Source organism: Pseudomonas brassicacearum (assembly GCF_000585995.1).
Taxonomy (GTDB): domain Bacteria; phylum Pseudomonadota; class Gammaproteobacteria; order Pseudomonadales; family Pseudomonadaceae; genus Aquipseudomonas; species Aquipseudomonas brassicacearum_A.
In genome coordinates this window covers 5,851,610-5,876,051 of record NZ_CP007410.1, presented here as the reverse complement: position 1 = coordinate 5,876,051, position 24,442 = coordinate 5,851,610, and the positions used below count along the sequence as shown (strand labels likewise).

At 56.1% G+C, this 24,442-nt stretch carries 18 protein-coding genes and 1 pseudogene; 17 read left to right on the top strand and 2 right to left on the bottom strand.

Annotated elements, in window-relative coordinates:
• Nucleotides 1-151: 151 nt before the first annotated feature.
• The 13 genes from CD58_RS25215 to CD58_RS29605 all read left to right on the top strand — a co-directional run bounded on the left by CD58_RS25215 (nucleotide 152) and on the right by CD58_RS29605 (nucleotide 15,341).
• A complete protein-coding gene (locus CD58_RS25215) occupies nucleotides 152-1,420 on the top strand; it encodes a cystathionine gamma-synthase family protein (protein WP_025215691.1) in 1,269 nt (422 codons plus the stop codon).
• A gap of 154 nt (nucleotides 1,421-1,574) precedes the next feature.
• A complete protein-coding gene (locus CD58_RS25210) occupies nucleotides 1,575-3,005 on the top strand; it encodes an amino acid permease (protein WP_025215690.1) in 1,431 nt (476 codons plus the stop codon).
• A gap of 57 nt (nucleotides 3,006-3,062) precedes the next feature.
• Nucleotides 3,063-3,953: a LysR substrate-binding domain-containing protein gene (locus CD58_RS25205; protein ID WP_025215689.1), complete on the top strand. Its 891-nt coding sequence runs from the start codon at nucleotides 3,063-3,065 to the stop codon at nucleotides 3,951-3,953.
• 16 nt (nucleotides 3,954-3,969) lie between these two features.
• Nucleotides 3,970-5,349: a threonine synthase gene (gene thrC / locus CD58_RS25200; RefSeq protein WP_025215688.1), complete on the top strand. Its 1,380-nt coding sequence runs from the start codon at nucleotides 3,970-3,972 to the stop codon at nucleotides 5,347-5,349.
• A 9-nt stretch (nucleotides 5,350-5,358) separates the two neighbouring features.
• Nucleotides 5,359-5,796 carry an Lrp/AsnC family transcriptional regulator gene (locus CD58_RS25195; protein ID WP_025215687.1) on the top strand — a complete coding sequence of 146 codons (438 nt, stop codon included), beginning with the start codon at nucleotides 5,359-5,361 and terminating at the stop codon, nucleotides 5,794-5,796.
• A 1,137-nt stretch (nucleotides 5,797-6,933) separates the two neighbouring features.
• A complete protein-coding gene (locus CD58_RS25185; RefSeq protein ID WP_025215685.1) occupies nucleotides 6,934-7,983 on the top strand; it encodes a homoserine dehydrogenase in 1,050 nt (349 codons plus the stop codon).
• A gap of 4 nt (nucleotides 7,984-7,987) precedes the next feature.
• Entirely contained in the window at nucleotides 7,988-9,400 is a 1,413-nt protein-coding gene (locus tag CD58_RS25180; protein ID WP_025215684.1) for an aldehyde dehydrogenase family protein, read from the top strand.
• A 347-nt stretch (nucleotides 9,401-9,747) separates the two neighbouring features.
• Nucleotides 9,748-10,101, top strand: a complete 354-nt coding sequence (locus CD58_RS25175) for a DUF6124 family protein (RefSeq protein ID WP_025215683.1) — start codon at nucleotides 9,748-9,750, stop codon at nucleotides 10,099-10,101.
• A 526-nt stretch (nucleotides 10,102-10,627) separates the two neighbouring features.
• The gene (locus CD58_RS25170; protein WP_025215682.1) at nucleotides 10,628-11,902 is read left to right on the top strand and encodes a glycoside hydrolase family 68 protein; all 1,275 of its coding nucleotides are present in this window, start codon (nucleotides 10,628-10,630) and stop codon (nucleotides 11,900-11,902) included.
• 597 nt (nucleotides 11,903-12,499) lie between these two features.
• Nucleotides 12,500-12,859, top strand: a complete 360-nt coding sequence (locus CD58_RS25165) for a DUF6124 family protein (protein ID WP_025215681.1) — start codon at nucleotides 12,500-12,502, stop codon at nucleotides 12,857-12,859.
• Nucleotides 12,860-13,198: 339 nt separating this feature from the next.
• Nucleotides 13,199-13,381: a hypothetical protein gene (locus CD58_RS25160; RefSeq protein WP_025215680.1), complete on the top strand. Its 183-nt coding sequence runs from the start codon at nucleotides 13,199-13,201 to the stop codon at nucleotides 13,379-13,381.
• Nucleotides 13,381-13,977 (top strand): restriction endonuclease subunit S, encoded by a 597-nt coding sequence (locus tag CD58_RS31305; protein WP_025215679.1) that lies wholly within the window; start codon nucleotides 13,381-13,383, stop codon nucleotides 13,975-13,977. Before CD58_RS25160 ends, CD58_RS31305 begins: the two co-directional genes overlap by 1 nt.
• Nucleotides 13,974-15,341 (top strand): N-6 DNA methylase, encoded by a 1,368-nt coding sequence (locus tag CD58_RS29605; protein WP_080712616.1) that lies wholly within the window; start codon nucleotides 13,974-13,976, stop codon nucleotides 15,339-15,341. Before CD58_RS31305 ends, CD58_RS29605 begins: the two co-directional genes overlap by 4 nt.
• Before the next feature lie 150 nt (nucleotides 15,342-15,491).
• On the opposite strand, the gene CD58_RS25145 is transcribed toward CD58_RS29605, so the two are convergent.
• Nucleotides 15,492-16,580, bottom strand: a complete 1,089-nt coding sequence (locus tag CD58_RS25145; protein WP_025215677.1) for a macro domain-containing protein — start codon at nucleotides 16,578-16,580, stop codon at nucleotides 15,492-15,494.
• Nucleotides 16,577-16,925 (bottom strand): annotated as a pseudogene (locus tag CD58_RS29600) (DarT ssDNA thymidine ADP-ribosyltransferase family protein); the annotation flags it as partial. The pseudogene CD58_RS29600 and the gene CD58_RS25145, both read right to left, overlap by 4 nt.
• 96 nt (nucleotides 16,926-17,021) lie before the next feature.
• Here CD58_RS29600 and CD58_RS25140 point away from each other — a divergent pair.
• The 4 genes from CD58_RS25140 to CD58_RS25125 are packed head-to-tail and all read left to right on the top strand — an operon-like array spanning nucleotide 17,022 to nucleotide 24,139.
• On the top strand, nucleotides 17,022-20,033 hold the full coding sequence (locus CD58_RS25140; RefSeq protein ID WP_025215676.1) for a type I restriction endonuclease subunit R: 3,012 nt from the start codon (nucleotides 17,022-17,024) through the stop codon (nucleotides 20,031-20,033).
• Nucleotides 20,023-21,324 (top strand): restriction endonuclease subunit S, encoded by a 1,302-nt coding sequence (locus tag CD58_RS25135; RefSeq protein WP_025215675.1) that lies wholly within the window; start codon nucleotides 20,023-20,025, stop codon nucleotides 21,322-21,324. The genes CD58_RS25140 and CD58_RS25135 overlap by 11 nt, the downstream gene beginning before the upstream one ends.
• Entirely contained in the window at nucleotides 21,321-22,520 is a 1,200-nt protein-coding gene (locus CD58_RS25130) for an AAA family ATPase (RefSeq protein WP_025215674.1), read from the top strand. Before CD58_RS25135 ends, CD58_RS25130 begins: the two co-directional genes overlap by 4 nt.
• The gene (locus tag CD58_RS25125; protein ID WP_025215673.1) at nucleotides 22,517-24,139 is read left to right on the top strand and encodes a type I restriction-modification system subunit M; all 1,623 of its coding nucleotides are present in this window, start codon (nucleotides 22,517-22,519) and stop codon (nucleotides 24,137-24,139) included. Before CD58_RS25130 ends, CD58_RS25125 begins: the two co-directional genes overlap by 4 nt.
• Nucleotides 24,140-24,442 lie beyond the last annotated feature (303 nt).

Genomic DNA, 24,442 nt, shown 5'->3' with positions numbered 1-24,442 from the left:
GATTCGCCGGCCGTTACTCACCCCCAGCCATTAAAAAAACCACCCCTTTGGCACCAATAACATCGTTTCTCGCCCCCGCAGCTTTTCCCTATATTGGCCCTCAGATCCGGCGGATGGCTCCACATCCGCCCCCTCAGTGCGAGTAGTCCCAATGAATAACAAACCTGACAGCGCAGGGCTTGATAACGCGGGAGCGGGAACCCGGGCGGTTTGGGGTGGGGAGCAAGTCAGGCATCCCTACAACGCCACGCAAACCCCCATCGTGGTCAGCGCCGCGTACGGTTACGACGACATCGACGTCTGGTACGACGTCGCCTTGGGCAAGGCCCCGGGCTTTATCTACAGCCGCATGAGCAACCCCACCGTCGAGACCCTCGAAGCCAAGATCCGCGAGATGGAAATGGCCGAGTCCGCCGTGGCGTTCAGCAGCGGCATGGCAGCGATCAGCAGCGTGCTCTACACCTTTCTGTCTCATGGCGACCGGGTGGTCTCGACCAAGGACAGCTACGGCGGCACCAACAAGATTTTCGAAGAGTTCCTGCCGCGCATGGGCGTGGACGTGACCTTGTGCGAGACCTTCGACCACGAAGAAATCGAGCGGGAAATCGCCAAGGGCTGCCAGTTGCTGTATCTGGAAACGCCCACCAACCCGACCCTGAAAATCCTCGATATCCCCCGCCTGGTCGCGGCGGCCAAGCGCGTTGGCGCCGTGGTGGTGGCGGACAACACTTTCGCCACACCGCTGAATCAGAACCCCCTGGCCCTGGGCGTGGACGTGGTGATCCACAGCGCGACCAAATTCCTCAGCGGCCACGGTGATGTGCTCGGCGGCCTGGTCTGCGGCAGCGAAGCCTTGATGGCCAAGGTTCGGCACTACCGGGAAATCAACGGCGCGACGCTCGACCCGTTCTCGGCCTACATGATCATCCGTGGCATGAAAACCCTGGTGCTGCGTATGCGTCAGCAACAATCCAGCGCCCGTGCCCTGGCGCAGTTCCTCTGCACCGAACCGCTGGTGGAGTCGGTCAATTACCCCGGCTTGCCCAGCCACCCGAACCACGCCGTGGCCTGCGCGCAGATGTCGGGCTTCGGCGCCATCGTCAGTTTTGTCCTGGTCGGCGGCATGGACACGGTCAAGCTGCTTCTGCCGCGCCTGCGCTTCGCCCATTGCGCCGGCAATCTCGGTGCGGTGGAAACCATCTACGGCCCGGCGCGCACCACCAGCCACGTCGAAAACACCCTGGAAGAACGCCTGGCCCTGGGTATCTCCGAAGGGCTGGTGCGGGTCTCCGTGGGCATCGAAGACACCGATGATCTTGTCGACGACCTGAAGCAAGCGTTCGCCTTTGTCAAAAAACTGCGGGATGAACTGACGCAGACAACCTCAACAAATAAAGCGTGCACCGAAACAGCCAGTTGAAGTTTTAACGTTAATACCCCACGACAAGGCGGTCAGTGGGGCGTTCATGAATAGGAATAATAATAAAGCGTAGCGGCGACCCGTTTTGACTCTGCCTTGTTATTCATCGCAGACGTAAAGACGCGCCCTAACAACTTTCATGAGAACAACAACCATGTCCATAAAAGAACAACAACTCAACACGCGTGCCGGCTTCAAACAGGAAATGCAAACGCGGCACATCGTCATGCTGGCATTGGGCGGCGTGATTGGTACCGGGCTGTTCCTCACGTCCGGCTACACCGTTAACCAAGCCGGCCCCTTGGGGGCGGTGATCGCTTACATCATCGGCGCACTCATGGTGTACATGGTGATGATGTGCCTGGGTGAACTGGCGGTGCAGATGCCCGAAACCGGTTCGTTCAGCACCTACGCCACGCGCTTTCTCGGCCCGGGTACCGGCTACACCGTGGCGTGGTTGTATTGGCTGACCTGGACCGTGGCGATCGGCTCGGAATTCACCGCCGCCGGTATCTTGATGACGCGCTGGTTCCCGGACACGCCCGTATGGATCTGGAGTGCGTTGTTCGCCGGCCTGGTGTTCCTGACCAACGTGATCTCCGTGCGTCTGTTCGCCGAGACCGAGTTCTGGTTGTCGCTGGTCAAAGTGTTGACCGTGGTGGTGTTCCTGCTGATTGGCGGTGGCGCCATTCTTGGGTTGCTGCACATCGACCAGGCCCACAGCATCGGCCTGAGCAACTTCACCCGCGAAGGCTTGTTCCCCACCGGTTTCATGCCGATTGCCATGACGTTGCTGGCGGTCTCGTTTGCCTTCTCCGGCACCGAACTGATCGGCATCGCCGCCGGTGAAACCAAAGACCCGCAACGCAATGTGCCACGGGCCATTCGCACCACGGTGCTGCGCCTGGCGATCTTTTTTGTCGGGACCATTTTCGTCCTGGCGACTTTGTTGCCCCGTGAGCAGGCCGGGATCGTCGAGAGTCCGTTCGTCACCGTGTTCACCTACATCGGCATTCCGTACTCGGCGGACATCATGAACTTCGTGATCATCAGTGCCTTGCTGTCGGCCGCCAACTCCGGCCTGTACGCTGCCTCGCGGATGCTCTGGACCCTCAGCGACCAAGGGCACCTGCCCAAGCAATTCTCAGCGCTGACCCGCATGGGCACACCGCTCAACGCCATCATCGTCAGCATGGCCGGTGGCGCTGCTTCGCTGCTCAGCAGCGTGTTTGCCGCCGACACCATCTACCTGGCGCTGGTGTCGATCTCCGGCCTGGCCGTGGTGGTGGTGTGGATGAGCATTGCCGCGAGCCAGATTGCCTTTCGCCGGCACTATGTCGCCCACGGCGGTGATGCGCGCGACCTCAAGTTCCGCGTTCGTGGTTATCCGTGGGTGCCGCTGGGGGCGTTGATTTGCTGCAGCCTGGCCTGCGTCGGGATTGCCTTCGACCCGGAACAGCGAGTGGCGCTGTACTTTGGCTTGCCATTCATCGCCTGGTGCTATTTCGTGTACTTCATTACCCGCAAAAGCCGAGAGCAACGCTTGTCGGTGGCCCCTTTGGCACAGCCATCCGATGCGTTCTAGCCAGCGCTGAGGCTGGCCTGTGCGCTCGGTGGAAGGGGTGTCAATGAGGTCAACACCATGAAGCAAAAACCGTTACCCCCACTGAACTGGCTGCGGGCGTTCGAGGTGTCTGCCCGCTGCCTGAACTTCACCCACGCCGCCGAAGAGTTGTGCTTGACCCAGGGCGCGGTCAGTCAGCAGATCCGTCAGCTGGAAAGTCACCTGGGAGTGGCGCTGTTCAAGCGTTTGCCCCGTGGCCTGGGCTTGACCGAGGAAGGCCAGGCCTACCTGCCGGTGGTGCAGGACGCGATCACGCGACTGGCGGTGGGCACCAACGAGATCTTTGGCCAGCACAAACGCCGGCCAATCAAGGTGCGTGGCAGCCTGGCGTTTTTCGTGCACTGGCTCGCGCCCAAGCTGGTGGACTTTCGCCAGGCCCATCCCCAAGTCGACATCCGCTACATCAGCAACATCTGGGTCAAGGAACTGGACGGCGAAGATGACATGGAAATTCGCTGGGGCCACGGTCAATGGCCTGGTCTGGTGTCACAGCGACTGACCTGGGACACCTTGTTCCCGGTCTGCTCGCCAGCGCTGATGGCGAACTCGCCGCTGAAGGTGCCGACGGACGTAGCGAAGCATCCGCTGCTCCACGTGTTGGGTTACGAAGAGGGCTGGGGCTACTGGCTGAACATGGTCGGCGCGGACAGCGTCGATTCTTCGACGGGTATGCAGTTCGACACGCTGGTGTGCACCTTACGCATGGCCGAACTGGGGCAGGGGATCGCCCTGGCGCGCTCGTCGATGGTGGCTGACCTGCTGGCGGACGGGCGCCTGGTCGAACCGTTCGCCCAGCGCATCGAAGCCAGCGAATCGTTCTACCTCGTCCGCGGTTCTGGCACCGAGCAACACCCCGACGCCGTCATGTTTGCCACCTGGCTGGTCGAGCAGGCACATCGTTTCAAATAATTGGCCGGAGCCAACCATGCGCTATGTGAGTACCCGAAATTCGGCCGTGCAGGTCGATTTTGAAAAGGTCGTGTTGTCGGGCGTGGCCGAGGACGGCGGGCTGTTCGTGCCCCTCGAACTGCCGCTGTTCGAACCCCAGGAAATCGCCAACTGGTCGACCCTGTCCTATGACGAACTGGCCTACCGAGTGATGAACCCGTTCGTGGGCGAGGCGATTGCCGAGGCCGATTTCAAGCGCCTGCTCAAGGACGCGGGCCGCCACTTCAGCCATCGCTCCCTGGCGCCGCTGCATCAGGTGGATCGCAACGAATGGGTGCTGGAGCTGTTCCACGGTCCGACCCGTTCTTCGAAAGATTTCGCCGCTCAGTTGCAGGCGCGACTAGTGCAATATTTCCTGGAGAAAAACCAGCGTCGCGCCGTGGTGATCGGCGCCACCAACGGCGACACCGGGCTGGCCGCCATCGAGGCCTTCAAACACTGCGAAGAAACCGTCGTGGTGGTGATCTACCCCGAGGCCGGCGTACCCCACGAACAACTCCAGCACCTGCAAGCGGCGGCCCATCCCAGGGTTCATCAGTTCGCCGTCAACGGCAGCTTCGACGAATGCCAGACCCTCGTCAGCCGGCTGTTCCGGCACTGGTCGTACGCCGGGCACGAGGCGATCAGCTTCAACTCCAGCAACTGGGTCGGCGTGTTGGCGCAACTGGTGTTTTATTTCCATGCCGTGCTGCAACTGGGCGGCGGTCAGCGCCCCATCGGTTTCAGCGTGCCGGCGGCGAGTTTCGCCGAGGTCTATGCCGGCTACATCGCGCAGAAGATGGGCTTGCCGATCACGCAGATGATCGTGGCGACCAACCAGAATGACGCCCTGCACCAGTTGTTCCTCAAGAATCATTACTCCCGTTTGCGCGCCAACAAGACCCTGTCGCCGGCCATGGACCTGTCGATCTTCTCCAACCTGGAGCGGTTTCTCTGGGAACTCTACGGGCATGACGACCAGGCGGTGAGCGCGCTGATGGCCACGTTCGAAAGCAGCGGCGAGATGACCATCGCCAACGAGTTCTGGTTGCAGGCGCGGATGATCATCGACTCTTACGCGGTCAGCGATGCGCAGACCCTGGAAGAAATCACCTCGCTGTACCGCGACACCGGCTATGTCATCGACCCCCACACCGCCACCGGCGTGCTCGCGGCGCGCTTGTACCGGCGCAGCCTGGTGGCGCCGATGGTGACCCTGGGGGAAATTTCCCCGGCCAAATCGGCGGCGCTGCTGGGCGAGTTGGGGATCACCATTGCGGCGCAACAGCCTCCCGTTTCCGAGCATGGCCCGGCGCAGATCCATCGCATCCAGCCGGACGACCTCAGTGCTCTCCATCAACTGCTCGGCGCGTTGTAAGGAGGCCCCATGAAGCGAATCCTCGACCCCCTCGACGAACGCATCATCGCCGAACTGCGCCTCAACGCCCGCGCCGCCCACGCCGAACTGGCGGCCAAGGTCAACCTCTCGCGCAATGCCGTGCGCCAACGCATCGAACGCCTCGAACGCGACGGCGCGATCCAGGGCTACACCGTGCGCACCGGGGAGGGCGCGCACGCGTCGTCGAACATCAACGCCGTGATCTTCGTCTACCGCTACGACCGCATGCGCGGCGCCGAAGTGCTCCAGGCCCTGCGCGCCATGCCGGAAGTGCTCCAGTGCGACGTGATGAGCGGCGAGTTCGATTTGATGCTGCGGGTGGGCGCGGCGAACCCGGAGCGGGTGCACAAAGTCTGGAAAGAAATATCCGCCCTGCCCGGAGTAGAAAACACAGTCACTTCGTTCGTGCTGTCATCGGTGGTCTAAAGCCAGTCACCACCCCCGTGGCGAGGGAGCTTGCTCCCGCTGGGCTGCGCAGCAGCCCCCGCTTCTTGGCGGCCACTTCATGGCAAAGAATTAACCTGTGGCGAGGGGATTTATCCCCGCTGGGCTGCGCAGCAGCCCTCGCTTTTGGCGGTCGCTGCGCAACCGAACGGGAGCAAGCTCCCTCGCCACATAAACCCCATCAACCCGACCTACAAAGCCAATCCCCATTGGCTTTTTCCATGCCTGCCGCCTCAGATGATGGGGTTCAAGTGAAGTCATCTGCCCCCCACAAAACCCCGTGGCGAGGGAGCTTGCTCCCGCTGGGCTGCGCAGCAGCCCCCGCTTTTGGCGGTCGCTGCGCAACCGAACGGGAGCAAGCTCCCTCGCCACATAAATCCCATCAACCTGACCTACAAAGCCAATCCCCATTGGCTTTTTCCATGCCTGCCGCCTCAGATGATGGGGTTCAAATGAAGTCATCTGCCCCCCACAAAACCCGTGGCGAGGGAGCTTGCTCCCGCTGGGCTGCGCAGCAGCCCCCGCTTCTTGGCGGCCACTTCATGGCAAAGAATTAACCTGTGGCGAGGGGATTTATCCCCGCTGGGCTGCGCAGCAGCCCTCGCTTTTGGCGGTCGCTGCGCAACCGAGCGGGAGCAAGCTCCCTCACCACATAAATCCCGTCAACCCGACCTACAAAGCCAACCCCCATTGGCTTTTTCCCATACCTGCCGCCTCAGATGATGGGGTTCAAGTGAAGTCATCTGCCCCCCACAAAACCCCGTGGCGAGGGAGCTTGCTCCCGCTGGGCTGCGCAGCAGCCCCCGCTTTTTGGCGGCCACTTCATGGCAAAGAATTAACCTGTGGTGAGGGGATTTATCCCCGCTGGGCTGCGCAGCAGCCCTCGCTTTTGGCGGTCGCTGCGCAACCGAGCGGGAGCAAGCTCCCTCGCCACATAAACCCCATCCACCCGACCTACAAAGCCAACCCCCATTGGCTTTTTCCCATGCCTGCCAGCTTGCCCACCCCCTGGTCAAAACGCCCAAAAAATAGAGCAAATTGCCATATTTCACTGCCCACCCCACCCCCCTAACCTAGATCCCAACAACCCCACCCCCCGGATCAAGGGACACAACAAAAATGACTGAATACAAACTCGCGCTGGTCGGCTTCGGCGGTGTAAACCGGGCATTGGCTCAACTGATTGCCGAGCGCAACCACAGCTGGAAAACCGAACTCGGCTTCACCCTGAAAATCGTCGGCGTCACCGACCTGTTCCTCGGTTCGATCATCGGCCGCGAAGGCCTCGACGCCGCACTGCTCGCCAAACTGCCGGCAACCAAAGGCGCGTTCGCCCAATGGCCAACCGGCACCGCCGAAGCCCTCAACGAAGCCGTGATCAAAGACAGCGGCGCCGACATCATCGCCGAAGCCACCTTCACCAACCCAGTGGACGGCGAGCCCGCCACCTCGTTCTGCCGCTGGGCCCTGGAGCGCGGCAAACACGTGGTCACCACCAACAAAGGCCCCATCGCCCTGCACGGCGCCGAACTCAAAGCCCTGGCCCAGCGCAACAACGTCGCCTTCGAATACGAAGGTTCAGTCATGAGCGGCACCCCAGTCATTCGCCTCGCCAAACAATCCCTGGCCGGCAGCTCGATCACAGGCTTCGAAGGCATCCTCAACGGCACCTCCAACTTCGTCCTCACCTGCATGGAAGGCGGCCTGGGGTTTGCCGAAGCAGTCGAAAAAGCCCAGGAACTAGGCTACGCCGAAGCCGACCCAACCGCGGACGTCGAAGGCCATGACGTGCGCCTCAAAGTCGTGATCCTCGCCAACGAACTGCTGGACGCCAAACTCACCGTCAACGACGTCGCCTGCAACGGCATCTCCGCCCTGGGCCTGGACGACATCGAAAAAGCCCGCCAGGACGGCGCCCGCTGGAAACTCATCGGCGCCGCCACCCGCAACGCCGACGGCTCCATCAGCGCCCGCGTCGAACCGCGCCTGCTGAACAACGACCACCCCCTGGCCAGCATCAGCGGCGCCACCAACGCCGTGTCGTTCACCTCCGAACTGCTCGGCGCCGTCACCGTGTCCGGCCCGGGCGCCGGCCGCACCGAAACCGCCTTCGCGCTGCTGTCGGACATCATCAACATCCACCAATCCGCCGCCCGCAACCAGGAGTAAAACCATGAACGTCTCCCGTCTGGCCCTGGCTGTGACCGAGCCGCAAATCGAAGTCCTCAACCCGTTCGACGGCACCGTCATCGGAAGCGTGGCCGACATCTGCGCCACGCAAGTGCCGCAACTGCTGGAGACCGGGCGCAGCGGTGCCCGAGCCTGCGCCGCGCTGCCCCGTCATCGCCGCGCCAGCGTCCTCGAACAGGCTGCCGCGAACATCCAGCGCGACGCCCGAGCCTTCGCCCGGCTGATCGTCGACGAAGCCGGCAAGACCCTCAAACAGGCGGAAAAAGAAGTCAAACGCTGCATCAACACCCTCAAGCTCTCCGCCGAAGAAGCCCGGCGTAACGCTGGTGAAGTGGTGCCGTTCGATGCCTACGAAGGCGCCGAATCGCGCCAAGGCTGGTTCACCCGCGAGCCCCTGGGCCTGATCGTCGCGATCACTCCCTACAACGACCCGCTGAACCTGGTGGCCCACAAACTCGGCCCGGCCATCGCCGGCGGCAACGCGGTGATCCTCAAACCGTCCGAGCTGACCCCGTTGTCGGCGCTCAAACTGGTCGCCTGCCTGGTCGAAGCCGGCCTGCCCGAATCCGTGGTCACCGTCGCCACCGGCGGCGCCGAACTCGGCAAAGCCCTGGTCGCCGCCCGCGACGTACGCATGATCTCCTTCACCGGCGGCTTCGTCACCGGCGAACAAATCGCCCGCACCGCCGGCCTGAAAAAACTCGCCATGGACCTGGGCGGCAACGCCCCCGTCATCGTCATGGCCGACTGTGACCTCGACGCCGCCGTCGACAGCTGCCTGTCCGGCGCCTTCTGGGCCGCCGGGCAAAACTGCATCGGCACCCAACGCCTGCTCATCCAGGCACCGATCTACGCAGCCTTCCGCGAACGCTTCGTCCAAAAGGCCCAAGCCCTCGTGGTCGGCAACCCACTGCTCGCCACCACCGACATCGGCCCGATGATCACCCACCAAGCCGCGCAAAACGCCGAACATGTGGTGAACGAAGCCCTGCAACAAGGCGCCACCTTGCTCTGCGGCCACCGCCGCCAAGGCGCCTGCTATGCCGCGACCGTATTGGAAAACGTCGACCATGCCAGCCGACTCTGGCGCAACGAGGTCTTCGCGCCGGTGGTGGTGTTACAGCCGTTCGACGCGTTTGATGAGGCTATCGCGCTGGCTAACGAACCTGAATACAGCTTGCATGCGGGGATCTTTACCAACGACTTGGCAACGGCGATGAGCGCTGCTCGGCGGATCGAGGCGGGCGGGGTGATGATCAACGACTCTTCGGATTTTCGGTTCGATGCGATGCCATTCGGCGGTTCCAAATACGGCAGTTTGGGCAGGGAAGGGGTGCGGTTTGCGTATGAGGAAATGACCCAGCCGAAGGTGGTTTGTTTGAATACGTTGGGGTGAAAGGGATGGGTGTTTATTGGGGCGATTGAGACCTGGGAGCGGCTGACGTTGTCTTGCGCCATTGCCTACAACTACGCCAGAATCCGCCGGCTTGTTCGCCTTGGGTCGCGTCGGTAACTTGGATCTGTCACTGCTCATCAGTGATCGGGTTTAGTCGCCCGTCGTTGCTAAGTCGCTCAAGCGTCCATCAGTCAGGTATTCCCATTCCTGCACTCGATGGTGGCTGTGCGCAGGGCGCCCTCGGGCGCGCCGATTTCTTAGCTCGTCGGTCGACTAACCTGCGTACAGCTGCCTCCCATCGTTTAGTCGCGATCGGGTCGTAGCCTCAACCAAAGAGAGCTAAGACTATGGTCAAAATTACACCGAACCCCCCGGTTACAGACGAAACAGTCTCCCGCGTCCAATCCGCTCGAAATAAAAAACTCGACGACGCTGCCACCCGAGCTTTGGATTTCTACCTGAAGCCCAAGAAGGAAGCGTCTGATAACCCCAACACCATTTTCCGTATCGCAGCTGATGTTGATTCGGAATGTCTGCTCGCCAATCTCAGCGAAAGCCTAGCTTCGGCTAATGCCATGATCAGTGATCTGGCGTTCGATCTGGATGGATCAAGACGGCATGTGGCGATGGGGATTTTGCAGGTGATTGAGTTGAGCGAGCTGTTGGCGAATCGGGCCTTGGATATTGTTGAGGTGCGGTAATCAGGGGAAGCGCTTGCCCCAGGTATGAAAAAAAGGTCTTGCACAGCAAGGCCTTTTTTTGTGCCCGAGCATTCGGAATCACCCCCATCAAAACAACTGACCCACCGCCGAAACAAGCATTCCACCCCCCACTGTGGGAGCGAGCTTGCTCGCGATAGCGGTACACCAGTCAACCTCAGAACCGCTGACTCCCCACCTTGTATCGGCTTTGCGCAGAACCCGCAGACTCAGTTAACCGATCCCTCTATGCACTGCTTCCACCCGTTGCCCAGTTACGCGCTTTCCACCGAGTAACGATTCAGAGCACCGAGCGTGCAGCCAACGTCGTCGATCTCCCCCCGAACGAACTTCTGCAAACACTCACTGCTGAAACGTATCAGCTACAACAAAAAACCAAAATATGCACAAATGCATTTTTTGCTTGACCCGCATGCATGAGCCTCTATAAGGTGGCTTCACTGTATGCGCATCCAGTATTTCCCAAACATCATTTATTTGAATCCATTCATGGACGAGGTATTACCTTATGAAAACCAACACTGAAAAATTCGGTGCAACCCCCCATCAACCCAGCCTCTGGACCCGCGCTGATGCGTTGAAAGTCCGGGCGGACGATCCCACCACCACTCAGCCGCTGGTCAGCGCGGATTTCCCGGTATTGAACAACGACGTGTTCATCTGGGACACCATGCCCCTACGCGACTTGGACGGTAACGTGACGTCCGTCGATGGCTGGTCGGTGATCTTCACCCTGACGGCCGATCGTCATCCAAACGACCCGCAGTACCTCGACGAGGACGGTAACTACGACATCCTCCGCGATTGGAACGATCGTCACGGCCGAGCAAAGATGTACTACTGGTTTTCCCGTACCGGCAAGAACTGGGAATTCGGTGGCCGTGTGATGGCCGAAGGCGTTTCGCCGACCGCTCGCGAATGGGCCGGCACGCCGATTCTGTTGAACGACCGAGGTGAAGTGGACCTGTATTACACCGCCGTCACCCCGGGCGCGACCATCGTCAAAGTGCGCGGTCGGGTCGTGACCACTGAACATGGCGTCAGCATGGTCGGCTTCGAGAAGGTCAAGCCGCTGTTCGAGTCCGACGGCAAGATGTACCAGACCGAAGCCCAAAACGCCTTCTGGGGTTTTCGTGACCCATGGCCATTCCGCGACCCGAACGACGGCAAGCTGTACATGCTGTTCGAGGGCAACGTGGCCGGTGAGCGCGGCTCGCACAAAGTGGGCGAGGCCGAAATCGGCGACGTGCCACCGGGTTATGAAGATGTCGGCAACTCGCGCTTCCAGACCGCCTGTGTTGGCATCGCCGTGGCCCGCGACGCAGACGGTGACGACTGGGAAATGCTGCCGCCACTGCTGACCGCCGTGGGCGTCAACGACCAGACCGAACGCCCGCACTTCGTGTTCCAGGATGGCAAGTACTACCTGTTCACGATCAGCCATACCTTCACCTATGGCGACGGTGTGACCGGCCCGGACGGCGTGTACGGTTTTGTCGCGGACTCGCTGTTCGGCCCTTACGTGCCGCTCAACGGTTCCGGCCTGGTGCTGGGCAACCCGTCCTCCCAGCCATTCCAGACCTACTCACACTATGTGATGCCCAACGGCCTGGTGACCTCCTTTATCGACAGCGTACCGACCGACGAAACCGGCACGCAGATTCGGGTGGGTGGCACTGAGGCACCCACGGTGGGTTTGAAAATAAAAGGGCAGCAGACGTTTGTGGTGGGCGAGTACGACTATGGGTACATTCCGCCGATGCTTGACGTTACGCTTAAGTAATAGCAGTGCAGGGGGGGCAGGCAGCGGGTTTGAGGTCGATGAAGAAACCGTTGTGGATATGATCGAGATATCCCGTCTGATTTATTGCGATGTTGGTCGCAAGCCCCATTGAACAACGAGTCGTAACCCTCTTCGCGACTGGCTGCAAGGATGCAGCCGGTCGCGAATGCATTCCCCTTAGACGTATGTACACAAGCTCCTCTGTGGGAGCGAGCTTGCTCGCGATAGCGGTGCATCAGCAACATTCCGGCCAGTTGTTTATCGTGACTCCACGAGACTAGCCAAGACCGACATCGCCTTGCGCCATTGCCTACAACTACGCCAGAATCCGCCGGCTTGTGCGTCTTGGGTCGCGTCGGTAGTTTGGGTCCTGTCACTGCTCATCAGTGATCGGGTTTAGTCGCCCGTCTCAACCTAAGGCGTACCAAGTCTCCGTCGGACAGGCTTTGCTGTTCCTGTATTGATGGTGGCTGTGCGCAGGGCGCCCCCGGGCGCGCCGGGATTCTTAGGTTCACCGGTCGACTAACCTGCGCACAGCTGCCGCCCCCTCGTTTAGTCGCGAGGTGGTTGCAGCATCACTTACAGGAACCTAAGTCGATGGCAAAAATTACACCGAACCCTCCGACCGCAGATGAGCATGTATCTCGCGCTCAGTCTGCTCGTAACAACAAGCTTGATGACGCTGCCAACCGGGCGTTGGATTACTACCTGAAGCCTGCGCCGAAGAACAAAACGTCTGACAAACCCAACACTATCTTCCGTATCGCTCCGGATGTTGATTCGGAATGTTTGCTGGCTAATCTCAGTGAAAACCTGGCTTCGGCCAATGCCATGATCAATGATTTGGCGTTTGGTCTTGAGGGATCACGACGGCATTTTGCGTTGGGGATTTTGCAGGTGATTGAGGTGAGTGAGCTGCTGGCTAATCGGGCTTTGGATATTGTTGAGGTGAGGTAGAGGAAGGGCGTCGGTCCTTGAGTTATAAAGGGTCTTGCATTAGCAAGACCTCTTGGGAAGGCTCGGAACTGTTCAGAGATAGCTGGTCGCACTCAGGTTTCGCTTGTGCCCAACTGACAATGGGTCGGTGCGAGGGATTGTGTGAGCAGATGAATGTTGGCTGTCCGAAGGGGAGCTGAAAGGAGTCGCTCGCCTTATGGGTGGGCGATCTGCAGAATGATAAAATACTGCATTGACGGTTTGCGAAAGTGTTTGCTATTCTCTTTTGGCAGCAGTATGCAAGCATTCTGCTCTTCCAGCAAGGCGACTCCATATCATCTGACGCGCAAGGAGCTAAAAATGAAAAAAAATAAGTCTAAAACCACTTCGATGACCTCAGTCATCCTTGCGGTCTATCTCGCCCTCAGCCCCAACATCCATATCGACTTCAACCGCTCTTCTTTGGTGCAAAGTGATGGGGCGGCAATTAGTAATATTCAGATTGGCTTGACGAAGGCCAAATCTGGGGAGATTGTGCAGTAATGGAGAGAAAGGCGAAGCTCCATACTATCGCTGACGTGTCACTTGGGCAAACTTTTCGCGAGCGAGCGGAAACGGATAAACCAATAAGTGGTATTAGGCTAATCCAAATAAAAGATATCAGAGAAGGCGAGCTGTCGGACGTCTCAGGGCTTCCGTATGCCGATATCGAGCCTTCAAAGCTCAAAGTGAAATTAATTGACGGTGATCTGCTTCTGCCGCTGAGAGGGACCCGAACTGAGGCGATGATATTTAGGAAGGGAGGCTCTAGGGAGGATGTGACGACCACAAATCAGGTCGCCATAATTAGGCCTAAAGACGGTCTGGTAACCCTAGATTATCTTCACTGGTTTTTTAATTCGGATATTGGGAGTTTAACTCTGGATTCGATCAGGACCGCGGCTACCATTCCAAATATTAGTGTCAGGAATTTGGTTGAGATAACGCTGCCTGTCCCTGATGATGAAGCTCAAAAGGAAGTTGTAGCGATTTATAATAATTGGCGACTGCAAAAAGAAAATTTACATGAGTTGATAATTAATGGGGAGGCTATTATGGCGAGTGCTGCCCAAAAAATATTAAGTAGGGGGTTGGTGTGAGCGGTTCTCTGGTCGAAGACTTTAGAAAATTGGTTGTGGCGAGGTTCGAGCAGCTACGCTTACATATAAGTGAATCTGAAGCTGTTGAAAGCTTAATTTTGCTTGTGATTTGTAGGTGGCAATATGAGTTTGTTGTGGGTGAGCAGGATATAAAAAGGGCAGATCCTTTAGCTTTACTAGAGGTGTTAGTTAAGAGTGTCGTTGAGAGTCCTAGATGTTCAAATTTTGAGGGTTACTTTGTAAGAGTTTGGGAAAAAATACATGTGTTGACTGATTCTCGCTCCAGGGGTGGGTTGGTCTTAGTCGAGCTTTGGGGTGAGCTTATCAGCTATCCACTTTACAATCGGGAAGGGGAAGGAACGATAGGCGAGTGTTTTGAGTGGTTGTTGTCTTTTTTTGCAGAGGAAAACATGGGGCGAGGAGGGTATTTCTTCACTCCGAGTGGGATAGTCAGTTTGATGATAAAAGTTCTTGACCCTAAATCTGGGGAAGGAATCTATGACCCTTCATGCGGTTCAGGCGAATTTTTAGTAGAGGCAATCAATCACGTACGGCGAGCCTCCCCCGAGGGTGAGTTGTTTATGTTGGGGAGAGAGATGTCCCCTAGCGTAGCTTTTGTGGCACAAGCAAATTTATTTGTTCATGGTGTGGGCGAAAGTCGCATAGAGGTTGAAAGGTACCTTTCTGGGAGAAATTATAACGCTGAAGTCTCTGGTCGTTTTGATCTGGCTATAGCAAATCCTCCATTTTCCCTAAAAAATTGGGATAAAGGTGAATCGAATGAGTTTCTTCGGTACGGAGTTCCCCCGCAGGCTAGTGCCGATTTTGCATTCGTACAAAATTTGTTGTTTAGTCTGAATGAGAAAGGGCGTGCGGCGATCATTGTTCCTATGGGAGTTCTTTTCAGGGGGGGGAGTGAAAAATTGATTAGGGAGCGGATGCTTAGATCGGGTAATGTGGAGGCCGTTATTTCTATTCCCTCAATGTCTTTCTATGGTACGGCTATTCCCGCTAATATTTTGTTTTTGAGAAGAGAATGTTCCTGCGATAATGTGTTTTTTATCGATGCCTCGAGTTTTTTTGTTAAAAGTCAGCGGCTTAATCGTTTGGATCATAGCGGTGTGGAGCTGCTTTCTAGTTTGCTTTTTGGCAGGGAAGCGCTCGGGGGGGTGGCTAGTCTTATTTCTCTAGAAGATATAGAGGCTAATGACTGGGACTTGACAGTTTCTAAATATATAGTGCCAGTACCTTCGGTGTTGAGTGAGTCGCTGGAGTGTTTGCTCGCGCGGCAAGCGCAACTAGAAGATAAACAATTGACTTTACAGCGGAAAATGAAGGACCTTCTCTCCGATCTAAAAAATTGACACTTCCGTGGAGTTACCAAGCGAGCCTTAGATTTCAATCTGGAAATCATCATTACAAAAGAGGCATCCCTACAACTTCAGCTGCACGGATGGCCGAGCGCTGGGGGCGATTCGCTCCTCAGAATCGGGTAGCAGTCTGCTGCCCAATCCCTAGCAGGTCACCGTCTCGGCCCTGAAACTACTGGAAGTCAGCCGCTTCAGCGCGATACCAAGCGCCTGATCATCGAATAGCTTGCTTTTACGAGCCGCAGCACCTGCTCCGCCATCCCAATGCTTCAACGCCTCGCGCACGGCAGGAACAGTCGGGGAAATCCCATCCTGGCTCAGCAACCAATCAACCGTTGCCAACAACTCCATGCCGAAAGGCGACTCAAAGCCATCGATCAACTCGGCAGTGCGTTCCAAGGCCTGGGCGTACTCCTTGGCCTCCGTTTGGAGATAGGTTTGTAGGAAAGCTTTGCGTCCTTCGTCAAACCAGATCACGTCGCTAATACCCGCATCACTGATGCGCTTGTCACAATGCAGATAGCTGCCATCCAGGTTATTGAGTAGATGTTCCAACCGGTTGGCATATGGCCCGTACTTATGCGCAACGAACTGGAGATTCAGAGGATTTTCGGTGTTTGGCAGCTTTTCGATGGCGCGCTCAAGGAACCAGGCCAGCTTCTGAATCTCAAGCAGGCTGCATTCCATACCTAGAACCCAGTAGCGACGAACCAGTTCGGCAATCAGCGCACGAGCAGGCGTGAGCTTCTCTACACCGCTACGCTTAGCGACGTTCAGATACTGGTTGGAAGGCTCGAACACCAGCACATCGACATCAAGATCACTCAAGATCTCAACAATCTGTTCGCGAACCTCCGGCCACTTCAAACCACCGTTTCCAGCGCCTAGCGGTGGAACCGCCACGGACTTCACATCGTTTTCGATCAGAAAGCGACGTAGGTCGTGCAAACCTTCGGTTATCCATGCCATCTGCGAAGGTGATCGCCAGTGCCGTTTAGTCGGGAAGTTCACAATCCAGCGTGGCCCCTCCAGTTCGCTGACCGCGGTCACGTGAACCTTGCCCATCTCCACTTCACCAGCCTTGCAGGCAGCCAAGTACAGGCGGTAATTCTCGGCGAAGCGCTCCTTGAACATCAGCGCGATACCTTTACCCATCACGCCCACGGTATTCACCGTGTTGACCAGGGCTTCGGTTTTGGCTTCCAGAAGGTTGCCTTGGGTAAAACGGATCATTGGAAATACCATCCCGGACGCGCATGGACAGGCAGCGCCAGGCCCCTGGCGGCCACGTCCTGCTCTATGCGTTCTTTCATTGCATCGGTGTAGCACATGATGCCAAGGAGTCCTGTAATGGGTAGATGATTGTGGATCAGCGCTTCGGCCTGATACCGCTCCAGGTTCGTGCTTGGAATCGTGTCGTTGAATGATAGGCCAATTGATTTGGTCGAGATTCGTCAGGTCGCTATAGTAGTCTGTCCAACCCGGATGGGCGTGAGCGTTCGTGTAGACAAACTGAAGGCCTATCTGCTCAATACAGCGCTGGCTGGAGAGCAGAATCACGATCTCCTCATAGCTGCGCTACTGACGAGCACAGGCCCTTTTCCAGCCCTCGCGTGGCGATTCACAATAGTCATTTTTTATTACGGGCCATATGAAGATCGCAGAGCATCATCAATGAGTGAGCAAATAATCGAACAAGGCTTTATTGACAAGCTAATTGAGCTCAAATACAACTACCGCCCAGACATCACAGACCGCGCCTCGCTAGAGCGCAACTTTCGTGAGAAATTCGAGGCCCTCAACCGCGTTCGCCTTACTGATGGCGAATTTGCCCGCCTGCTCGACGAGATCGTTACCCCTGATGTGTTTGCGGCGGCGCGTACCCTGCGCGAGCGTAATGCCTTCACCCGCGAAGACGGTACCCCGTTGAACTACACGCTGGTCAACATCAAAGACTGGTGCAAAAACAGCTTCGAGGTGGTGAACCAGCTGCGCATCAATACCGACAACAGCCACCACCGTTTTGATGTGCTCATCCTCATCAACGGTGTGCCGTGCGCTCAAGTAGAGCTGAAAACGCTGGGCGTCAATCCGCGCCGCGCCATGGAACAGATCGTCGAGTACAAAAACGACCCCGGTAACGGCTATACCAAAACGTTGCTGTGTTTCCTGCAGTTGTTCATCGTCAGCAACCGCGACAACACGTACTACTTCGCCAATAATAACGCCCGTCACTTCTCGTTCAACGCCGATGAGCGCTTCCTACCCATCTACCAGTTTGCTGACGAGGCGAACAAAAAGATTACCTATCTCGACCATTTCGCCGAGACTTTCCTTGTCAAATGTACGCTTGGCCAAACAATCAGCCGATACATGGTGCTTATTGCCAGCGAGCAAAAGCTCATGATGATGCGTCCGTATCAAGTCTACGCGGTCAAGGCCATCGTCGACTGCATCCAGCAAAACTGCGGCAACGGCTATATCTGGCACACAACGGGCAGCGGCAAGACACTCACATCCTTCAAGGCGTCCACCTTGCTCAAGGACAACCCTGATATCGAGAAATGTCTCTTTGTGGTGGACCGCAAAGACCTCGACCGCCAGACCCGTGAGGAATTCAACAAGTTTCAGGAAGGCTGCGTCGAAGAAAATACCAACACCGCTGCTCTGGTGCACCGGCTGCTGTCCGAGGACTACGCCGACAAAGTTATAGTCACCACCATCCAGAAGCTCGGCCTCGCCCTGGATGAAAGTAGCAAACGTAACAAGCAGCGCAAACGAAACGGCCATGTCACCTACAAAGAGCAGTTGGCCCCTCTGCGCAACAAACGCGTTGTGTTCATTTTCGATGAATGCCACCGCTCCCAGTTTGGCGAGAACCACAAAGCCATCAAAGAGTTTTTTCCCAAAGCTCAACTCTTCGGTTTTACCGGCACGCCCATTTTTGAAGAAAATGCCTCACGAGTAAAAGTGGAAGATCAGCAGGCTTCGTACCAAACCACAGATGAACTATTCCAGAAACAGTTGCACGCTTACACCATCACCCACGCTATTGAAGACGCCAACGTGCTGCGCTTCCATATCGATTACTTCAAACCAGAAGGCAAAAAAACACCCAAGCCGGGAGAAGGCTTGGCAAAGCGTGCGGTGATCGAAGCTATCCTCTCAAAACACGACATGGCCACCGCCCAGCGTCGTTTCAATGCCATTTTGGCTACGGCGAGCATCAACGACGCCATCGAGTACCACAGCCTGTTTGCCGAGATGCAACATGCCAAACAACTGACCGACCCTGACTATCAGCCGCTGAATATCGCCTGCGTATTTTCGCCGCCTGCCGAAGGCAATGCGGACGTAAAGCAGATTCAGGAAGACCTACCGCAAGAAAAGCAGGACAACGAAGAAGATCCAGAAGGCAAGAAAGCGGCGCTTAAAGCCATCCTGGCCGACTACAACACCCGCTACGGCAGCAATTACAACATTAGCGAGTTCGACCTCTACTACCAGGACGTGCAAAAGCGCATCAAAGACCAACAGTGGCCCAATGCCGACCACCCGCATACGCAGAAAGTCGACATCACCATCGTGGTCGACATGCTGCTTACCGGCTTCGACTCCAAATACCTGAACACGCTCTACGTGGATAAAAACCTCAAGTATCACGGTTTGATTCAGGCGTTCTCGCGTACCAACCGCGTACTTAACAGCACCAAGCCCTACGGTAATATTCTCGACTTCCGCCAGCAGCAAGAAGCTGTAGATATCGCCATTACCCGGTTCTCTGGCGAACAATCCGGCAAACAGGCTCGCGAAATCTGGCTGGTGGATAAGGCCCCCGTGGTTATTGAAAAACTACGGACTGCCGTGCAAAAGCTGGATGATTTTATGCAATCGCAAGGTGTGGCCTGCGCACCGGAGGCTGTGCATAACCTGAAAGGCGACGATGCCCGCGCTGCTTTTATCAGCCACTTCAAGGAAGTGCAGCGCCTCAAAACCCAGCTTGATCAGTACACCGATCTCACTGAAGACAACGCCGCCGCCATTGAGCACATCCTTCCCAAGGAAAATCTCCTCGGCTTTCGCGGTGCTTACCTGGAAACGGCCCAGCGCCTTAAGGCCCAGCAAGATAAGAACGGTAAAGATGCAGGAGATGGCAAAACCGACGTACTGGACCAGCTCGATTTTGAGTTCGTGCTCTTCGCCTCTGCTGTTATTGACTACGACTACATCGTGGCGCTGATGTCGCGCTTCTCGCAGCAGGAACCTAGCAAACAGAAGATGAGTCGCGATCAGCTTATTGGTCTGATCCAGGCTGATGCCAAGTTTATGAACGAGCGCGAGGACATTGCCGCCTATATCTCCACGCTCAAAGCGGGGGAGGGCCTGAGCGAAACCGCTATCCGCAACGGCTATACCCGCTTCAAGCAACAAAAAGACGCCGCCGAACTCGCCCACATTGCAAGCAAACATCATCTAGATCCAGCTGTTTTACAAAGCTTTGTGGATGGCATTCTCCAGCGCATGATCTTCGATGGCGAACAGCTCAGTGACCTTATGGCCCCGCTCGACCTCGGTTGGAAAGCACGTGCTCTGGCCGAACTCGCTCTGATGAAAGAACTTCACGAGCTACTTATCAAGCGCGCCCAAGGCCGCGATATCTCAGGACTTAGCGCGTATGAGCAGTAAGACAAAAACAACCGGCGCGAAGGAAGACGGAGAATCCGACCTGGTGCCGAAACTGCGCTTTCCAGAGTTTCGGGAGGCGGGGAGGTGGAAGTCTATCCCTCTAAATCGTTTGGCGTTTCGTGCTAAACAGAAAAATCGAGACGAAAAAATTGTTCGTGTGCTGACCAACTCTGCTGAGTTTGGTGTAGTAGATCAGCGAGATTTTTTTGATAAGGACATCGCTACGCAAGGAAAGCTTGAGGGTTACCTTGTTGTTGCGCTGGGCAGCTACGTCTACAATCCACGCATTTCGTCAACAGCGCCCGTAGGTCCCATATCAAAGAATAAAATTGGCACAGGAGTAATGTCGCCACTGTATACGGTTTTTAAATTCAAAGACGATAGGAACGATTTTTACGAACATTTTTTCAAAACTGCCGGCTGGCATACCTACATGCGGCAGGCATCTAGCACTGGTGCACGCCACGATAGGATGGCCATATCAAGCGAAGACTTTATGGCGATGCCTTTGCCTACGTCATCACCAGATGAACAACAAAAAATTGCTGATTGCCTAAATTCACTGGACGAATTGATAGCAGCTCAAGGGCGCAAAGTGAGCGCACTCAAAACCCATAAAAAAGGGCTGATGCAGCAGCTTTTCCCTCGCGAAGGCGAAACCCAACCTCGCCTCCGCTTCCCCGAATTCCAAAACGTAGGGGAATGGGTGGAGAAGAGACTGGAAGACCTTGCCAAGAGAGGTTCCGGCCATACCCCAAGCAAAAGCTATCCCGAGTATTACAACGGTGGCATTAAGTGGGTATCACTGGCCGATTCGAAGCGTTTGGATTGTGGGTTAATCTCAAACACCGCGATAGAAATATCCGAGAAAGGCATACAGAACTCTTCTGCTGTTCTTCATCCAGAGGGCACGGTTCTGATCAGCCGTGATGCAGGAGTCGGAAAGAGCGCGGTCATGGGTATCCCAATGGCGGTGAGCCAGCATTTCATCGCATGGACGTGCAAATCTAGTCTGCTTTCAAATTGGTTTTTGTATCACTTTTTACAAAACTCCAAACCCATCTTCGAAAGGGCAGCCACGGGAAGCACAATAAAAACTATCGGACTCCAATTTTTTATAGATCTGCTTTTCCGCCTCCCGTTGCTCCCCGAGCAACAACGTATCGCCGACTGCCTCACTGCTCTTGATGACCTCATCACCGCGCAAACTCAAAAACTCGAAGCCCTCAAGAACCACAAGAAAGGGTTAATGCAGCAGCTTTTCCCAGCCCCAGTTGAGGTGGTGGCATGAGCGGTATTCGCACTTACCAAAGTTTACGTACGCTGGTGACACGGCTGCGCGACGACTTAAATAACCCGACGAAGCCCACAGCGCTTGTCCTTCTTTACGCCTATAACCGCACGGGCAAAACGCGGCTCTCCATGGAGTTCAAGGATGCGGGCAAGCGCAGGAACAACGGCATTGCTGACACCCTCTACTTCAATGCCTACACGGAAGACCTGTTCACTTGGGAGAATGACCTCGCCGGTGATACAGCTCGCCACCTGCAGCTTAATTCTGGCTCCGCTTTCTTCAACGGCCTGAAAGACCTTGCGCTCGACGAAACCATAGCGGGCTACCTCAGCCGTTATGCCGATTTTGACTTCGACATTGATTACGGGATATGGACTGTAACTTTCCGCAAAGGCGAGGCGGAGAACATCAAGATTTCCCGAGGCGAGCAGAACATCTTCATTTGGTGCCTATTCATGGCCATCTGCGAGCGCATGCTCGATGGACACATCTCCTATCAGTCGAAAAAATACCTCTACATCGACGATCCTATCTCCTCGCTCGATGACAACAACGCCATTGCTGTTGCCTGCGATCTCGCCAAACTCCTGCGCCGTGCCGCAAGCCGGACGGGCCCGAATGGTGGTCCCGATCCTATCAAGGTGGTTTTCTCCTCCCACCACGCCCTCTTTTTCAACGTCATGTGCAATGAGATCGGTAGGGCGAAGGAAGGGGAGCCGAAGGTATCTCACAAGCGCTACTTCCTGCACCGTCCGAATGGTGAAGGTGTCTTTTCCCTCAGGGCCACCGAGGACACGCCGTTTTTTCATCACGTCGCGACACTCGCCGAGCTACAGGCGGCTGCCGACCCCGACTCAGGCAAGCTCTACACATTCCACTTCAATGCGTTGCGCAGCATCATGGAAAAAACGGCCTCGTTCTTTGGCCACGCAGACATTTCCTTCTGTCTTAAAGCTCTCGCGAATGAGGAAGACACAGCGCTCTACAACCGTGCACTTAACCTTCTGAGCCACGGAAAATATGCCATCAATGAACCAACTGTAATGGGCGAGGACAACAAGGATCTGTTCCGCCGCATTCTCAAAGACTTCATCAGCACATTCAAATTCGCCCTGCCTGACCAATCGGGCACGACATCAGCCGCAGCCGTTACCGCACCGATCCTAGCGCCCACAACCGAAGCCATCACATGAACGATATCAATAGAAAGCAACTTGGCCAAACCCTTTGGGCCATCGCCGATCAACTTCGCGGAGCCATGAATGCGGACGACTTTCGCGACTACATGCTGTCCTTTCTCTTCCTGCGGTATCTGTCAGATAACTATGAAATAGCAGCCAAGAAGGAACTTGGAAAAGATTATCCAGAGTTACCCACTGACGTTTTGCTAAGGACGGGGGTATCGACTTCTCTACAAGTCTGGTATGAGGAGAACAAAGCGGATATCCCCGCTTTCGAAAAGCAAATGCGCCGTAAGGTACATTACGTCATTGAACCCGCACACCTCTGGAACAGCATCGCCAACATGGCCCGCACCCAGAACGGTGAACTGCTCAGCACATTGCAGGCAGGCTTTAAATACATCGAAACCGAATCGTTTGAGAGCACCTTTCAGGGGCTCTTCTCAGAGATCAATCTCGGTTCCGACAAACTGGGCAGAACCTATGTCGACCGCAACGCTAAGCTCTGCACCATCATCCAAAAGATCGCAGAGGGCCTAGCAGACTTCTCCACAGATATTGATGCGTTGGGCGACGCCTATGAATACCTGATTGGCCAGTTTGCCGCGGGCTCAGGCAAGAAGGCGGGCGAGTTCTACACTCCGCAACAGATTTCCGACATCCTTTCCGCCATTGTCACCCTTGACAGCCAAGACCCAAAAACCGGTCCAAAAAAGCGCCTGGAAAGCGTGCTGGATTTCGCCTGTGGTTCTGGCTCGCTGCTGCTTAACGTGCGCAAGCGCATGGGACCGCATGGTATTGGCAAGATTTATGGCCAGGAAAAGAATATCACCACCTACAACTTGGCACGTATGAACATGTTACTGCACGGGGTGAAGGACACCGAGTTTGAGATTTACCACGGCGACACCCTGAGCAATGACTGGGACATTCTACGTGAGCTAAACCCCGCAAAAAAACCCGCTTTCGATGCCATTGTCGCCAATCCACCTTTCAGCTACCGCTGGGATCCAACCGAAGCCATGGCCGACGACGTGCGCTTCAAAAACCACGGTCTGGCCCCGAAATCGGCTGCTGACTTTGCCTTTCTGCTGCACGGCTTTCACTTTCTGAAAGAAGAGGGCGTGATGGCTATAATCTTGCCCCATGGGGTGCTGTTCCGTGGCGGTGCCGAGGAGCGCATCCGTACCAAGCTGCTAAAAGACGGCCACATCGACACCGTGATCGGCTTGCCATCCAACCTGTTTTATTCCACGGGAATCCCGGTGTGCATTCTCGTGCTCAAGAAGTGCAAGCAACCGGACGACGTGTTGTTTATTAACGCGACTGAACACTTCATCAAAGGTAAGCGCCAGAACCAACTGACCGATGAGAACATCGCCAAGATCATCGAAACCTACCAATTCCGCAAAGAAGAGTCCCGCTATGCTCGTCGGGTGGATATGGGGGAGATTGAAAGGAACGGCTACAACCTGAATATTTCTCGCTACATCAGCACGGCAAGCGCAGAGGCAGAGGTTGACTTAAAGGCTGTCAATGACGAGCTGGTCGCGCTGGAAGAAACCATTCAGAAGGCACGGGACAAACACAATACGTTCCTCAAAGAGCTCGGGCTGCCGCCTTTAGTGTGAACCGCAAGGTGGCTCAACGGTTGGGGAGGAAAATAGTTTCACCCATTGATCTAGTAAGGCTCCAGAGCTTCTAGAGGATGAGAATATTTTTCAATAGAACATTAAAAAGCCGGCTTATGGCCGGCTTCTCGTTGACTAACTCAGTTCGTTTTTGACAAACCTCACCAGCCTTCAAAACGTACATCCGGCTCTTGCGGCCGGCTGTGGGACTTGGTCAGAAAGTGATCTGCCTTGTCGGTGCGAGGCGTGGGCTCGCAAATGTGGGGCGGAGGATACGCGGGTTTTTGGCAGAATCCCAGTGGT